This is a genomic window from Mesorhizobium sp. M0590 (assembly GCF_040320905.1).
Lineage (GTDB): Bacteria > Pseudomonadota > Alphaproteobacteria > Rhizobiales > Rhizobiaceae > Mesorhizobium.
This window is the reverse complement of sequence record NZ_JAMYQN010000003.1, coordinates 18,000-34,398: the sequence shown is the minus strand read 5'-3', so window position 1 is coordinate 34,398 and position 16,399 is coordinate 18,000. Positions and strand designations below refer to the sequence as shown.

Annotated in this window: 10 protein-coding genes; all 10 read right to left on the bottom strand. The window is 64.8% G+C overall.

Annotation, left to right across the window (positions count from 1 at the left end):
* Positions 1–27: 27 nt before the first annotated feature.
* Positions 28–1,302: an RNA polymerase sigma factor gene (locus NKI52_RS07175; protein ID WP_352568090.1), complete on the bottom strand. Its 1,275-nt coding sequence runs from the start codon at positions 1,300–1,302 to the stop codon at positions 28–30.
* Complete coding sequence (locus tag NKI52_RS07170) at positions 1,299–1,673, bottom strand: YciI family protein (RefSeq protein WP_292663532.1); 375 nt, start codon at positions 1,671–1,673, stop codon at positions 1,299–1,301. The genes NKI52_RS07175 and NKI52_RS07170 overlap by 4 nt, the downstream gene beginning before the upstream one ends.
* 87 nt (positions 1,674–1,760) lie before the next feature.
* Complete coding sequence (locus tag NKI52_RS07165; RefSeq protein ID WP_352568091.1) at positions 1,761–2,879, bottom strand: DNA topoisomerase IB; 1,119 nt, start codon at positions 2,877–2,879, stop codon at positions 1,761–1,763.
* Between the two features lie 118 nt (positions 2,880–2,997).
* Positions 2,998–3,882: a transglutaminase family protein gene (locus NKI52_RS07160; RefSeq protein WP_352448166.1), complete on the bottom strand. Its 885-nt coding sequence runs from the start codon at positions 3,880–3,882 to the stop codon at positions 2,998–3,000.
* Between the two features lie 7 nt (positions 3,883–3,889).
* A complete protein-coding gene (locus tag NKI52_RS07155; RefSeq protein WP_352454108.1) occupies positions 3,890–6,301 on the bottom strand; it encodes a circularly permuted type 2 ATP-grasp protein in 2,412 nt (803 codons plus the stop codon).
* A 6-nt stretch (positions 6,302–6,307) separates the two neighbouring features.
* Positions 6,308–9,679: a transglutaminase family protein gene (locus NKI52_RS07150; RefSeq protein ID WP_352568092.1), complete on the bottom strand. Its 3,372-nt coding sequence runs from the start codon at positions 9,677–9,679 to the stop codon at positions 6,308–6,310.
* 446 nt (positions 9,680–10,125) lie between these two features.
* Positions 10,126–11,316, bottom strand: coding sequence for an acyl-CoA dehydrogenase (locus tag NKI52_RS07145; protein WP_352454106.1), 1,191 nt, complete (start codon positions 11,314–11,316; stop codon positions 10,126–10,128).
* A gap of 242 nt (positions 11,317–11,558) precedes the next feature.
* On the bottom strand, positions 11,559–13,871 hold the full coding sequence (locus NKI52_RS07140; protein WP_352697455.1) for a Tex family protein: 2,313 nt from the start codon (positions 13,869–13,871) through the stop codon (positions 11,559–11,561).
* 119 nt (positions 13,872–13,990) lie between these two features.
* Positions 13,991–15,172 carry a serine hydrolase domain-containing protein gene (locus NKI52_RS07135; RefSeq protein ID WP_352697453.1) on the bottom strand — a complete coding sequence of 394 codons (1,182 nt, stop codon included), beginning with the start codon at positions 15,170–15,172 and terminating at the stop codon, positions 13,991–13,993.
* Positions 15,173–15,200: 28 nt separating this feature from the next.
* The gene (locus NKI52_RS07130; protein ID WP_352697451.1) at positions 15,201–16,397 is read right to left on the bottom strand and encodes a serine hydrolase domain-containing protein; all 1,197 of its coding nucleotides are present in this window, start codon (positions 16,395–16,397) and stop codon (positions 15,201–15,203) included.
* Between the last annotated feature and the right edge of the window lie 2 nt (positions 16,398–16,399).

Here is a 16,399-nt window from a genome sequence, read left to right as displayed (position 1 = left end):
ACTGTTGAACCAGCCAGATAGAGCGAATCAGTGTGCCGTCTTGGCGGTTTCCCGCACGGCGCTTTCTTTCATCAGCCGGTCGATATGCATGCGGATATGCGCTGCCTCGGCGGCCGTATTGGCGAGCGCGATGGCGCGGTCGAAAGCGACACGCGCCTCCTCGCCGCGGCCAAGCTGCATCAGCAGTCCGCCCTTGAGGCCGAAGAAATGGAAATAGCCGGAAAGCCTTCCCTCCAGCGGCTCGATCATGGCGAGTGCGGCTTCCGGTCCACGCACCTTGGAGACCGCGACGGCGCGGTTGAGCGTCACCACCGGCGACGGCTGCATCTGCTCGAGCAGCCCGTAGAGCAGGTCGATCTCGTTCCAGTCCGTGTCCTCGGGCTTTTCCGCCCGCGCATGCAGTGCGGCGATCGCCGCTTGCACCTGGTAGGGACCGGGCTTGCGATGGCGCAACGCCTTGTCGACCAGCGCCAGGCCTTCATCGATCATCTTGCGGCTCCACAGGCTGCGGTCCTGGTCTTCGAGCAGCACGATCTCGCCGTTCTCGTCGAAGCGAGCCGGCGAGCGTGCATGCTGCAGCAGCAACAGCGCCGTCAGCCCCATGATCTCCGGCTCGGTCTGGAATAGCCTGAGCAGCAGCCGGGCCAGCCGGATCGCCTCTTCGCAAAGCGGCGCACGCGCCGAAGCCTCGCCGCTGTTGCTGGAATAGCCTTCGTTGAAGATCAAGTAGACCATGGCGGCGACGGCGGCGAGCCGTTCGGAGCGCTCGACCGCTCCCGGCGTCTCGAACGGCACCCCGGCGTCGGCGATACGCGCCTTGGCGCGCGTGATACGCTGCTCCATGGCGCTTTCACCGACGAGGAAGGCGCGGGCGATCTGCTTGACCGTCAGGCCGGAGACGATGCGTAACGCCACCGCGATCTGCTGTGTGGCCGGCAGGTCGGGATGGCAGCAGATAAACAGCAGCCGCAAAATATCGTCGCGGTAATGCGCCCCGTCCAGCCGCTCGGCGACGTCGCTCTCGGCATCCTCCAGATCGGAGATCTGGTCCTCCTCCGGCAGCGGCGCCTGCTTGGCCCGCTTGCGCACCGCATCGATGCCGCTGTTGCGGCCGACGAAAATCAGCCAAGCTGCCGGATCGCGCGGAGGACCGTTTTTCGGCCAGTTGTTCAGTGCCCTCAGGCAGGCGTCCTGGAATGCTTCCTCCGCCGCGTCGAGGTCGCGGAAGTAGCGCAGCAATGCCCCCATCACCTGCGGGCGAGCGGTGCTGATTGCCGTGCTGATCCAGGCGAGTTCGGTCATGCGGAAACCTTGGCGGGATTGAAGAGCGAGACCGGCCGGATTTCATAGGAGCCGCCGCTCGGGTTGACTTCGGAAAGCTCGCGCGCGAAGTCGACGGCCTCATCGAGGTCGGCGCATTCGAGCGTGTAGAAGCCGAGGAACTGTTCCTTGGTTTCGGCAAACGGGCCGTCGATGACGATCGATTCGCCCTTGACCTTCCTCAGCGTCGTCGCCGCGGTCGTCGGCAAGAGCCGCGCCACCGGGCCAAGCCGGCCTGCCTGGGCATATTTTTCCTGCACACCGATAAGCTTTTCCATGACTGCGTCGTCCTGCTCCTTGCTCCAGGAGCAGACGACGTCTTCCGAGGCATAGCAGAGGATCGCGTAGAGCATGGGTCGTCCTTTTCTCTATCAAAGGACGAAACACTAGGACCGATGCCGACATGGCGTCGACAAAAAAAATACGCCCCCGGTCTGGCGTCATTCCCTCGCCTTCAGCCATCTCAAGACCAAGGCCTCCTCGTCGTCGAGCGCGGCGATCGAGCGCTTGCCTTTGTTGGCATCCGCCATTTCGTCCAGCAGCCGTCCTTCGGACCAGGCGCGGAACACTTCCGGATGGATGTAGCATTGGCGACAAACCGCGCGCGTATTGCCGAGCCGCTCGGCAACCTTGTCGATGACATTGTTCATCACCCGCTTTTGCTGCGCCTGGCTTTCCGGACGTTCGGTTTGCGCAAACAGCGACGCCGCATGGATGGTGCCGCCCCAGGTTCTGAAGTGCTTGGAGCTGAACTCCGCTCCGGCTTTTTCCCTGATATAGCGGTTGACGTCGTCTGAGCGCACCGGACGCCTGTTACCGTCCTCGTCGAGATACTGGAACAACTTCTGCCCCGGCAGGTCCTGCGCTCCACGCACGACCTTGGCAATCCGGCGATCGACAAGCTTCAATCTCCATTCCTTGCCGGATTTGCCGATGAAAGCAAAACGCAGGCTCGAGCCCTTGATGTCGACATGGCGGTCGCGCAGCGTGGTCAGCCCAAAACTCTTGTTGTCACGGGCATAGGCGGCATTGCCGACACGGATCATCGTGTTGTCGAGCAGCCAGACGATAGCCGCAACGACGCGTTCCAGCGGCAGGCCGTGACGGCGCAAATCGACGTCGATCTGCCGCCGCAGTTCGGGCAGGCTTTCGGCGAAGGCGATCAGGCTCGAATATTTGACGCCGTCACGCTCCTCCGCCCAGTGCGGGTGATAGCGGTATTGTTTGCGGCCGCGCTGGTCCCGACCGGTCGCCTGGATGTGACCGTCGGCATCCGGCGAGATCCACACATCCGTCCAGGCCGGTGGAATGGCGAGCGCCTTGATGCGTGCCAGCGCCTCCCCGTCGACAATCCGCCCGTCGGGTCCTTTGTACGAGAACCCCTTGCCCGAACGCAGCCGGCGAATACCGGGTTCAGTGTCGGTGACATAGTTGAGCGAGGCCCGAACGGCCGAGGCTTGCGCGCCGTTCTCCAGCGCTCCGTTCTGCGGCACCCCGTTTTTTGGTGCAGCTTTCCTCACAGCCAATTGGCCAGACGACGACCCGGATTTGTCCAGCATGTCCTCTCCACGGAATTTCCGTAGATAAGCCGCTTGCCGGCTGCGGGTTCCAACGCCTCTTGATCTCTTGGTTCCAGAACAGCCTATCGACGTCGCCGTGCAACGAAGACGTGCGTCGTCACGCCTTTTCGAGCACGACCGGAATGACGTCGACCGCCTGCTCGCCGACCTGTCCACCAGTGGTTTTCAGCACGCCGACGATCGGCGCCACATCGGAGTAATCGCGGCCGTAGCCGACCGTGATATGGTCGTTGCTTGCCCGCATGCCATTGGTCGGATCGAATTCCTGCCAGCCGGCATCGCGCCCGCACCACACCTTGACCCAGGCGTGCATGGCGTCGGCGCCTTCGAGCCGCGGCTTCCCGCGCGGCGGGATGGTGCGCAGGAACCCGCTGACATAGCCCGCGGGAATACCGAGGCCGCGCAGGCCGGCGATCATGATGTGGGAAAAATCCTGGCAGACGCCGCGCTTCAGCCCGAAGGCGTCGCTGGCCCGCGTCTGCACGGTGGTCGCCTCGCCGTCATAGGTGAAATCGCGGTGAATGCGGTTGCACAGAGCCATGGCCGTGCCGACTGTCGAACTGCCGGCACTGCCTTTCGCATAGGCAGTGATTGCCGCGTCGATGCCGGCATGATCGCTGGCGGCCAGAAAGTGATGCGGCGAAGCCGGCGCCAGCGAGTGCACTGCGCCGAGTTCTTCCCTCAGCCGGCGTATGTCCGGCGATACGTCGAGCCCGGGTTCGGGCCGCGACACTGAAACACGCGCGCTCATCCTGATGTCGAGCGCATCATGCGCGTCACGAAAGGCGATCGAGGTGACACTGTTGCCGAAAAAGTCGGAAAAGTCGGAACGTTCGCTGGGCGCCGGCACAAAAGACAGTGAAGCGGCGATGACGCGCTGCACGCCAGGGATGGTCGGCGGCAGCACGCGCACTTGATGGCGGCCGCCGCCGGCCGCCGCATCATAGTCGTAACGCAGGTGAAGCCTGATGTCGTAGAGCATGCTGTCTCTACCCGAAATAGGCTTTGGCGAGGCTGTTGTAGAGCCCGCCGATTTCATTGGCGAGATCGCCGAGGGCCTTGGCCGTCATGTCCGAGGGCTCCTTGATGGCGATCGACGTGTTGAGCTGCAGGATTTCCTTGGCCGCCGGCGACATATGGCCTTCAGCGCCGACAGCGGGCAGCAGCGCGATTTCGGCTTTCAGCCGTTCGAGCTGGAAAAGGATTGAGCGCGGGTTGAGCGGATCGAGCGCCAGAAGGTCGACCACCGTGCGCCGCCCCGCCTGCACCGGATATTGCCGACGGTGCGTCATGACGCTGTCGCCGATCTCCAGCATCATGTCGAGCGCGCCTTCCGGCGCCTGGGCTCCGGTCAGCCGGGCGAGCGTGCGGGCGATCTGGATGCCGCGTTCGAGCCTGCGGCCGATTTCCAGGAAACGCCAGCCGGCAAAGCGGTACATGTTCTCGTGCAGCAGGCCGGAAAACCCGGCCAGCTTGCGCAGGATGACCGTCATTGCCCTTGTCGCGTCGTCGCCCGGCGCCACTGTCGCGGCAAATTGATGGATGGTCTTCGACAGATCCTTCAATGCCAGCCAGCCATCGGGCGAGAAGCGGTCACGGATCTGCCCGGCGCTGTAAACGGCGCTGTCCAGCGTGCCGATGAGCCCCAATGGGATTGCCGTCTCGACGTCGATGCCGAACGGCGCGAGATAGTCGCTGATATCGGCGAGCAGCGGCATCTCGGGATCGGATGTCTCGGCCAGCCGCACATGGTAGGCGCGCAGGATGCGCACCGTGTCTTCCGACCGCTCGATATAGCGGCCGAGCCATGTCAGGTTCTCAGCCGCGCGGCTGGGCAGGCTGCCGGGCAAGGTTCGGGTGAAGCTGTCGTGCTCCTGCGGCAGCAGCGTCTCGCGCTCGACCGGCCTGTCGCTGACCACCCAGACATCCGCCGCCTGGCCGCCGCGCTGCATGGCGATGGCGGTCGGGTCGAGCGAGAAGCCGACACGGGCAAAGCCGCCCGGCATCACCGTCCAGCCTTCCGGCGTCCGCGCCAGATAGACGCGCAGGCTTGCCGGCCGCGGCTCCAGCCAGCCGCCGACATAGACAGGCGTGGTCGACAGCGTCACCGCTTCCTGGCCGACGAAGTCGCCGCCGTCCCGTTCGATCCTGGCGACGAGTTCGGCCCGTTCCTCGACCGACAGCGCTGACCCGAGCTTGGTCGAGCCGTCGTCCTCGAAGGCAAGCCGCGTCGACAGCGCCGGGCCGATCACCATGCTATCGATATTGGCGAGCACATGCTCACGCTCCGTCTCCTGCCCGCACCACCATGTCGCGACCGTCGGCAGCAGCAGTTCCTCATTGCGCAGGGCGCGCGAAATCTTCGGCAGGAAGGCGAGCAGCGCGCGCGTCTCCATCAGGCCGGAACCCAGTGCATTGACGGCCGAAACCGCCCCTTGCCGGACCGCTTCGACCAGCCCCGGCGTGCCGATCTGCGAGTCCGGCCGCAATTCAAGCGGATCGGCGAAGGCGGCGTCGAGCCGCCGCCACAAGACGCTCACCGGCATCAGCCCCGAAACCGTGCGCACCATCAGCCTGCCGCCCGAGACGGTCAGGTCCTCGCCCTCGAGCAGCATGATGCCGAGATAGCGGGCGATATAGGCATGTTCGTAATAGGTTTCGTTCAGCGGTCCCGGCGTCAGGATGGCGACACGGCCGCCGGCTTGCTTGGCCATGCCGATCAGCGCGTCGCGGAAGCGACGGAAGAAGCCGGCCAGGCGGTGCACATGCATCTCGCCGTAGATGTCGGACAGCGCCCTCGTAGTGGCGACGCGGTTCTCCAGCGCGAAGCCGGCGCCCGACGGCGCCTGTGTGCGGTCGCCAAGCACCCACCAGCGGCCGTCCGGGCCACGACCGAGCTCGAAGGCGCAGAAATGCAGGAAATGGCCGCTGGCCGGCCTGGTGCCGACGACCGGCCGCAAATATTCGGGGCTGGCCGCGATCAATCCGGCCGGTAGAATGCCTTTCTCGACCAGCCGGTTCGGACCGTAAATGTCGGCGATGGTCTCCTCGAACAGATCGGCGCGCTGGACCAGGCCGGCGCTGATACCAGCCCATTCCTGCTCCTCGATCAGCAGCGGCACATGCGCCAGCGGCCATTCCCGCTCGTTGGCGCCGGCCTTGTCGTAGACGCGGTAATAGACGCCGGCATCGCGCAGGTACTGGTCGGCGCGGGCGAAGCGCTGGGCAAGCTTTTCCGGACCCAGGTCCTCCAGCGCCTCGATGAAGTGCCGCCACGCCGGCCGCGGATTGCCCGACGCATCGACCATCTCGTCGACGACGCCTTCGATCGGCTGATAGTGCTCCAGCAGACTGTGGGTTTGCGGCTTGCTGCGCAGCCTTTTGTGATTCCCCTTCGCCATGGCTGATCAGAGTCTTTGCGGCCGCCGAAGGTCAAGGGTCATCGGGAAATCTTCAGAGGCTTCTTCGTTGCGCAGCACATAGCTGGACGGCGTATGGCCACGTGGTTCGAAGCGGGCGAGCCGCCGCGCCTCCGCTTCGTTGCCGTTGACCGGGAAGGTGTCGTAGCTGCGCCCGCCGGGATGTGCCACATGGTAGACGCAGCCGCCGACCGCGCGGCCCGACCAGCGGTCATAGATGTCGAAGACCAGCGGGGTGTTGACCGGTAGCGCCGGATGCAGGCCCGACGCCGGCTGCCAGGCCTTGAAGCGCACGCCGGCCACTGCGATCTCGCGGTTGTCGGTCACCTTCATCGGCACTACGCGGCCGTTGCAGACGACGGCGTGACGCTCCGGGTTGAGCCCATCGGTCTTCACCTGCAGCCTTTCGACGGAGGAATCGACAAAGCGTACGGTGCCGCCGATCGCGCCTTGCTCGCCCATCACGTGCCACGGCTCGAGCGCCTGCCTGAGCTCCAGCTTGACGCCGGCATGCTGGACCTCGCCGCAGAACGGGAAGCGGAATTCGAGCTGGGCGTCGAACCATTCCGGACGGAACGCAAAGCCGTTCAGCTTGAGGTCGTCCAGCACGTCGAGAAAATCCCCCCAGACATAATGCGGCAGCATGAAACGGTCGTGCAGCGAGGTGCCCCAGCGCACGAAGCGGCCGTCGAGCGGGTTCTTCCAGGCCCGGGCGATGATGGCGCGCACCAGCAATTGCTGCGCCAGGCTCATGCGCGCGTTGGGCGGCATCTCGAAGCCGCGGAATTCGACCAGCCCGAGCCGGCCGGTCGGCCCGTCCGGCGAAAACAATTTGTCGATGCAGATTTCCGAGCGATGCGTATTGCCCGTCACGTCGGTCAGAAGGTTGCGGAACAGCCGGTCGACCAGCCACGGCAGGGGTGCCGCGCCCTTGTCCGGATGTGGCACCTGCGCCATCGCGATTTCGAGTTCGTAGAGCGAATCGTGGCGTGCCTCGTCGAAGCGCGGCGCCTGGCTGGTCGGGCCGATGAACAGGCCGGAGAAAAGGTAGGACAGCGACGGATGTCGCTGCCATTGCAGCACCAGGCTCTTCAACAGGTCGGGGCGGCGCAGGAACGGACTGTCATTGGGCGTGGCGCCGCCGACGACGACGTGGTTGCCGCCGCCGGTGCCGGTGTGGCGGCCGTCGATCATGAACTTGTCGGCGCCAAGCCGCGTCTGCCGCGCCTCTTCGTAGATCGCCGTGGTCGTCGCCACGCAATCCTGCCAATTCGCGGCGGGGTGGATATTGACCTCGATGACGCCGGGATCGGGTGCGACACGGATGACATTGAGGCGCGGATCGTGCGGCGGGCCGTAGCCCTCGATGTGCACCGGCAGGCCGATCGCCCTTGCCGCCTTCTCCGCCGCCGCCACCAGTTCGAGATAGTCCTCCAGCGCCTCGACCGGCGGCATGAACACACAAAGCCGTCCGTCGCGCGGCTCGACCGAAAGGGCCGTGCGCACGGCGCCGCCGATCTCGGTAATCTCCTGTTCAACGCGGTCCTGCTGGCCAGTAACGGCCGTAAAGGAGACCGCCTGCTGGCGTCGCGCCATCTCGTCGGCGCCCTCCAGTTCGGCCGCAGCGGGCGACGAAGCAGAACCGGGCAAGATCGCCTCACGCGCCGGCAGTGGTCCGCGCGGCAGCGATGGATCGACCGGGACTATGTAGGGGAACTGCGCCGGCGGCACATAGGGCAGCGTGCCGAGCGGCAGGCGGTAGCCGACCGGCGAATCGCCGGGCACCAGGAACAGCCTGCCGCGCCGCGTCTTCCATTTCTCCGAGCGCCAGCGCGGTCCGGAAGCCTGGCTGTTCCAGCGCTGGACGGGCAGCACATAGCCCGACGGCTTGGTCAGCCCGCGTTCGAACACCCGCGCCATGCGGCTGCGCTCCTCCGGATCCTCCAGCTTCGAATTGGAAGGATCGACGTTGTCAGGCAGCTTGCCTTCCTTGAGCAGCCACTCGGCCGGATCCTCATAGGCTTCGCTGACCATCGTCTTGTCGATGCCGAGTTCGTCGGCGATCGCCGTCAGCAGGCCTTCGGCCTGCTTCGGTCCGACATCCGCCTCGCTCTTTTCATGCGCGATCAGCGACGGGTCGCTCCACACCGGCTCGCCGTCGGTGCGCCAGTAGAGCGAGAAGGTCCAGCGCGGCAGGCTTTCGCCGGGGTACCATTTGCCTTGCCCGTAATGCAGGAAGCCGCCCGGCGCGAAGCGTTCGCGCAGCCGGCGGATCAGCGCGTCGGCCTTTTCGCGTTTGGTCGGCCCGACGGCGGCGGTGTTCCACTCTGCAGCCTCGAAATCGTCGATCGAGACGAAGGTCGGCTCGCCGCCCATGGTCAGCCGCACATCGCCGGCCTGGAGCGCAGCATCGACCTGGACCCCCAGCGCGTCCAGCGCCTGCCAGCTCTCGTCGGAGAACGGCTTGGTAATGCGCGGATGCTCGGCGATGCGGTCTACCCGCATGTCGAAGCCGAACTCGACATTGGCGAAGCTCGCCATGCCGGAGATCGGCGCGGCATTGCGGAAATGCGGCGTTGCCGCGAGCGGCACATGGCTTTCGCCGGTGAGCAGGCCGGAAGTCGGGTCGAAGCCGATCCAGCCGGCGCCCGGCAGATACACCTCGCACCAGGCATGAAGATCGGTGAAATCGGTCGCCGTGCCGGGCGGCCCGTCAAGCGCAACGAGGTCGGGCTTCAGCTGGATCAGATAGCCCGAGACGAAGCGCGCGGCGATGCCGAGGTTCCTCAGTATCTGCACCAGGAGCCAGCTCGAATCCCGGCACGACCCCTTGCCGGCGGCCAGCGTTTCCTCGGGCGAGAAGACGCCGGTTTCCATGCGCACGATGTAGGCGATCTCGCGCTGCAGCCGCGCATTGAGGTCGACGACAAAATTGACGGTGTTGGTCGGGTGGCGCGCGAGGGTTTTCAGGAATGCCTCCAACAGCGGCCCCGCCGGTTCCGGCGTTCGGTAGATGGTCAGATCGTCCCGGATCTCTTCGGGGTATTCGAACGGAAACGTCTCGGCCGACGGTTCGACGAAGAAATCGAACGGATTGTAGACCGTCATGTCGGCAACGAGATCGACCTCGATCTTCAACTCCGTCACCGGCTCGGGAAAGACGAAACGGGCAAGGAAATTGCCGTAGGGGTCCTGCTGCAAATTGACGAAGTGGTTTGCCGGCCCGACCTTCAGCGAATGGCTGAGCACTTTGGTGCGGGAATGCGGCGCAGGCTGCAACCTTATGACTTGCGGGCCCAAGACGACCGGCCGGTCGTATTTGTAGTGGGTCAGGTGATAGACGGCTGCCAGAATTGCCATGGTGCCCCTGAAGTCGGCGTTTCAAAAGGAGTTCGCTGAACCCTGACACGAATGCTGACCATTCTCCAAGCAGAGATGTTGCGCTGCACCTAAATTAAGCAGCTTTCACAGCTTCACGAAACGGAGCGCCGACCTGGGATTCCGTGGCGTGGCGGCAAGACGTTGCAACGGTGCAGAGCCGAAGGCCGGCGAGTCAGCACCGGGCGCTTCCCGCCGACATTGATGTCAGCAGCACGCGCGATGCTTGGTCGAAAAGAGCTGAAAAGAAAAACCCGCCTCGGTGAGCGGGTCGTCGGTGCGAATTAGCACCATAGCGAAATTAGTAGCATAGCTGCCGGCACAAAGCAAGAACAAAATGTGGCGCCGTTGGCGAAAATTGCCGATCTCCCGCCTTGCGAGGGGAGATGCCAAGCAGTGGCGCTGGAAGCGGAGGACACCTGCCAATGCTAAAAGAACGCCTGCAACCCGGTCTGCGCCCGCCCGAGGATCAGCGCATGCACGTCATGCGTGCCCTCATAGGTGTTGACGGTTTCCAGGTTCTGGGCGTGGCGCATGACGTGGTAGCCTATCTGGATGCCATTGCCGCCATGCATGTCGCGGGCCTGGCGGGCGATGTCGAGCGCCTTGCCGCAATTGTTGCGCTTGACGAGCGAGATCATCTCCGGCGCCATCTTGCCTTCATCCATCAGCCGCCCGACGCGCAGGCTGCCCTGCAGGCCGAGCGCGATCTCGGTCTGCATGTCGGCGAGCTTCTTCTGGAAAAGCTGCGTGCCGGCCAGCGGCTTGCCGAACTGCTTACGGTCGAGGCCATACTGGCGGGCGCGGTGCCAGCAATCCTCAGCCGCGCCCATGGCGCCCCAGGAAATTCCGTAGCGCGCCCGGTTGAGGCAGCCGAACGGTCCCTTGAGACCCGAGACGTTGGGCAGCAGCGCGTCCTCGCCGACCTCGACGCCCTCCATCACCACTTCGCCGGTGATCGAGGCTCGCAGCGACAGCTTGCCGCCGATCTTCGGCGCCGACAGCCCGTTCATGCCCTTTTCCAGGACAAAGCCGCGAATCTCGTTGTCATGCGCGGCCGATTTTGCCCAGACGACGAACACGTCGGCGATCGGCGCGTTGGAAATCCACATCTTCGAGCCGGAGATCCTGTAGCCGCTCGCGGTCTTCTCGGCCCGCGTCTTCATGCCGCCCGGGTCGGAACCGGCGTCAGGTTCGGTCAGGCCAAAGCAGCCGATCCATTCGCCCGACGCCAGCTTCGGCAGGTATTTCTTGCGCTGTTCTTCCGAGCCATAGGCGTGGATCGGATACATTACCAGCGACGACTGCACGCTCATCATCGAGCGATAGCCCGAGTCGATCCGCTCCACTTCCCGCGCGACCAGCCCGTAGGTGACGTAGTTGGCGCCGAGCCCGCCATATTCTTCCGGGATGGTGATGCCGAGCAGACCGGCCTCGCCCATTTCGCGAAAGATCCCGGCGTCGGTCTTCTCCTCGAGATAGGCTTCCTCGATCTTCGGAGCGAGCTTGTCGGCGGCAAACGCCGCGGCGCCATCGCGCACCATGCGCTCGTCCTCCGAAAGCTGGTCCTCGATCAGGAAAGGATCATCCCAGACGAATGCGTTCTTGTCGGCGGCCATGGCTCTCGGTCTCCCAAACTCATGCATGTCGCCCAAAGCTTGCCCGCGGGCCTGACCCGAGGGTGTTCGGCAGCTTGGAGATAACGACATGCATCGAAACAGAAATCTTGAAACGCGCGGCTTATCGGCTCCCGTCCTGAAAAAATCAAACGAAATAGCTTCGCCGATCCATGAGCATTGGTGATGGATGATCAATGTCGAGCGCCGCCGTCTGACCTGGCGGCGCAGCCCGGCTCGCGAAATTACTTCCGCTTCAACGCATCGGCCAAAGCGGCGCCGAACGCGCCCTGCTGCACCGGCCGCTCCGGCTGGCGTTGGGGCGCGGGCGCGCGCGGCACCGGCCTGCTGCCATTGTCGCGCGGCTTCGGTGCGCCAGCGTCGCCATCCTTGCGCATCGACAGACCGATGCGCTTGCGCTTGATATCGACGTCGACGACACGCACCTTGACCACGTCGCCGGCCTTGACCACCTCATGCGCGTCCTTGACGAAACGGTCGGCTAGTTGCGAGACGTGCACCAGTCCGTCCTGGTGCACGCCGATATCGACGAAGGCGCCGAAGGCGGCGACATTGGTGACAGTGCCTTCAAGCTGCATGCCGGGCTTCAGATCTTTGATGTCGTCGATGCCATCGGCAAAAGTCGCGGTCTTGAAGCCGGGGCGCGGGTCGCGGCCGGGCTTTTCCAGCTCCGCCAGGATGTCGCGCACCGTCGGCAGGCCGAAGCGCTCATCGACGAAGACGCGCGGATCGAGCGCCTTGAGTGCGGCGCTGTCGCCCATCAGCGAGCGGACGTCGCGCCCGCAGGCCGCAACAATCTTCTTGGCCACGCCATAGGCTTCCGGATGCACCGCTGACGCATCGAGCGGTTCGCTGCCGTTTGGAATGCGCAGGAAGCCGGCGCATTGCTCGAACGCGCGGGGTCCAAGGCGGGAGACCTTCAACAGTTCGCGACGGCTGGCGAACGGGCCGGAGGCATCGCGATGCGCAACGATCGCCTCGGCCAGCGATGCGCCGAGACCCGAAACCCGCCCCAGAAGCGGCGCTGAGGCCGTGTTGAGATCGACGCCGACGGCGTTGACCGCATCCTCGACCACCGCTTCCAGCGAGCGGCCGAGGCGGTACTGATCGACGTCGTGCTGGTACTGGCCGACGCCGATCGACTTCGGCTCGATCTTGACCAGTTCGGCGAGCGGATCCTGCAGGCGCCGCGCGATCGACACTGCCCCGCGCAGCGACACGTCAAGGCCGGGAAATTCCGCCGCCGCCGTTGCCGAGGCGGAATAGACCGAGGCGCCGGCTTCACTGACGATCACCTTGAGCGGCTTCGGCCCGGACCCGGCAGGCATGTCAGCCAGCATGTCGGCCACCAGCCTTTCGGTCTCGCGGCTGCCGGTGCCGTTGCCGATCGAAATCAGCTCGACCTTGTGCAGCCGGATGAGCTTGGCCAGTTCGGCCTGCGTGCCGCGGACATCGTTCTTCGGCGGGAACGGATAGACCGTTGTCGTCGCCAGCAGCTTGCCGGTGCCGTCCACCACCGCCACCTTGACGCCGGTGCGAATGCCCGGATCGAGCCCCATCGTCGGCCGCGAGCCGGCAGGCGCGGCAAGCAGCAAATCCTTGAGATTGCGGGCGAAGACATGGATGGCTTCTTCTTCGGCCCGCTCGCGCAGATCGCGCATCAGATCGAGCGTCAGGTGCAGCGACAGCTTTATGCGCCAGGTCCAGCCGGCGACCTCCATCAGCCAGCGGTCTCCCGGCAACTGGCGGCCGATGGCGTAGGCGTCGGCGATCATCCGCTCAACCGGTTTCACCGGAGAGGCGTCATCGGCATCGACTTCGACGTCGAGCGACAGAACCTCCTCGTTGCGGCCGCGCAGCATGGCCAGCGCGCGATGGCTCGGCACGTTGGCCCAGCGCTCGACATGGTCGAAATAGTCGGAGAATTTCGCGCCCGCCTCCTGCTTGCCGTCGACGACGCGCGACCGCAGGAAGGCGCGTTCCTTCATGTAGGTCCGCAATCTGCCGACCAGATCGGCATTCTCGGCGAACTGTTCGGACAGGATGTCGCGCGCACCCTCGAGCGCCGCCTTGGTATCGACGACGTCTTTGCTGATGTAGGCCAGCGCCAACTCGGCGGGTACAGCCGTACGGTCGGCGAGAATAGCTTCCGCCAGAGGCCCGAGCCCGCGCTCGCGTGCGATCTCGGCCTTGGTCCGGCGCTTCGGCTTGTAAGGCAGATAGATGTCTTCGAGTTCGGCCTTGGTGCCGGCCGCAGCGATCTTTGCCTCGAGCTCCTCGGTCAGCTTGCCCTGCTCGCGGATCGAACCAAGGATGGTGTCGCGGCGCGCGTCGAGTTCGCGCAGATAGGCGAGCCGCTCGGCGAGGTCGCGCAGCTGCGTGTCGTCGAGGCCGCCGGTGACCTCCTTGCGGTAGCGCGCCACGAACGGCACGGTCGCGCCGTCATCGAGCAAGCCGATCGCCGCCGCAGCCTGTTCGGGCCGGGCGGCGATTTCGGCGGCTATGATGGATGCGATGCGCTTGATGTCGGCTGCCATGTCGTACCTGTCGCTAGTCGAAACGAGCAGCGACCATAGGCGCAGAGCACTGCCGCGCCAACTGCGCCATTTTCAACCCGGCGAGAGGTCCACAGGAAAGGTCGGGCTTTCTGGACGGATCAGACCATCCGGCTCAGCGCCTCGAAGAAGGAAACCATATCCAGATCGAGCGGATCGTCGACCGGCTGCGGCTGCGACGACATTTTTGCGATTACCATTTCGGCCTTCGGATTGACGTAAAGCCACTGGCCGTGGATGCCGATGCCGCAGAAGGCGCCGCTTGCGGCGCCCGTCTGGTACCATTTGTTGCGGTAGCGGCCACGCGGAAACAGGAACGCCATCGTGCCGCGCCGCCAGGCCTCGGCGTCACCGCCAGTTTCGGTCGTGTCGCGCACCCAGGCTTCCGGCACGACGCGGCGGCCATTGGCTGCGCCGCCTTGCCGCATCATCTCGCCGACGCGTGCAAGGTCGCGCGGCGTCACCGAAATGCCGCCGGCGGTGCGCGCCGTACCTTCCGTGTCGACTGTCACCGAGGCGTCGCTGACGGCGCCGAGCGGCGCCCATAATTTCTCGCGCATCAGATCGTCGAAACGCCGGCCAGACGCACGTTCGAGCAGGATGCCGAGCAGGTCGGAATTGGGCGAACGGTAGCGGAACGTCCGGCCATGCGGCTCGGCCAGACCTTGCAGCGTCATGAGGAAAGTGGCCAGGCTCTCGGTGCCCCCGCCCGGATTCCACAGCATGGCGCGGCGATAGCGGGCGAAGGCACTTTCCGGATCGAGATAGGCCTCTTCGAAATCGAGGCTGACACTCATGTCGAGCACGTGCCGCACACGCGCATCGCCATAGGCCGAGCCGGCGGCTTCGGGCAGATAGAGGCTTACCGGTGCCTGCGGATCGAAAATCCCCTCGCCTTCCAATATGCCGGCAACAATGGCGGTCAGCGACTTGCTGATCGAAAAGACGATGTGGCGCGCCCCAAACTCCATATGCGGCGCGAACCAGTCGCCGACGAATTTGCCGCGTTTCATGATCGTCAGCGCGTCGGTATCGGAGCGCCTGAGAAAAGCCGCGACCGTCTCCGCGCCGCCTGCAAGAGCGACCTTTTCGCCAAGTAGCCCGCCGAAATCCTGCGCCGGCGCCTCGCTGCTGCCCGGCTGTGCCGTCACGGCAGCGCTCGGCACCAGCTCGCCGACATTCTGGAACGACCACCGGCTGAACGGGCTTTCCCGCCAATTGCCGAGCAGCACCTCCTTGCGGGCAAAGCCATACCTGGTCTCGAACGCGGTCTTGCCAGCCATGGTGGTCCTTGCGGATTTTCTTTGAGGTTCAGCCAAGCGCGGCGGCAATGGCATGCACTGCCTTCAGCGTCGCCACCGAATAGCCGATGTTGGTGAAATCCGGATAGCTCGAAAGCTTCACCATGACCATTTTCGTATCCCAGTCGATATGGATCAGCTGCCCGAACACGCCCCGGCACAACAACGCCCGCGAGCGCGGGTCCTCGATCCAGAACTGGTTGCGGTAGCTGCCTTCCGGCAGGCTGGGACTGAAATCCGGTCCATGCCTGCCATGGCGCGTCGCCTCGATCCAGTCGGCCGGTACGATGCCGCCTCCATTGTCGAGGATCAGCTGGCCGAAGCGGCCATAATCGCGCAGCGTGGCGTTGAAACCGCCGTCGGCGACCGCATAACCGGCGCTGTCGACAGTGAAGCAGGCGCTTTCATCGGCGCCGAGCTTTTGCCAGAGCTCTTCCGAAATCAGCTGCGCCAGCCTTTTGCCGCTCACCCGCTCCATGATGAAGGCAAGCACGTCGGTCTCGATCGAGCGGTATTCGAAGGCGGCGCCGTGCGGCCGGCTCTTTTCCTTGAGCCCCAGGATCAGTTCGAACATATGCGATGGCCAGCGGAAGACCGGATCGCTGCCCGGCGGCACCGGCTTCCAGCCGGTGGCGACATCGACCTGGCCGATGTCGGAATAGGGATCGGCGTATTCCTCGGAAAAGCGCACGCCGCTCGTCATGTCGAGCACATGCTGCACGCTGGCGCCTGCCCAGCCGGTCGCTTCCAGCTCCGGCAGATAGACCGTCGCCGGCAAGGCCGGATCGATCAGTCCGCGCCCGACCAATATGCCGAACACCGAGCCCGTGACCGACTTCGCCATCGACTGCGACAAATGCAGCGTGCGCTCGGTCATGCCGTTGAAGTAGCGCTCATAGGCGACCTTGCTGTCCTTGAGCACGAGAAACCCGTCGGTATAGGTCTCGTCGAGCAGCCCGGCGAGCGTCGTCGGCTGCCCCATGCTGTCGCTCACCGGCAGCGCGTCGAGATCGACCTCAGCTCGCTCCAGTCGGTGGCGATGGCCATTGCCGCGCCAGACTTCGATCGTCGGCAGGATTTCGCGAATATGCTGGAACGCCCAACGATTCCATGGCGGCCGGTCCCAGTCGAGCTTCGGCGGCACCATCCGCGGCGGCGAACCCTGCATGATCGGCAGCGCCGGTTCGCTGTTGCGATAAGATTTCATCC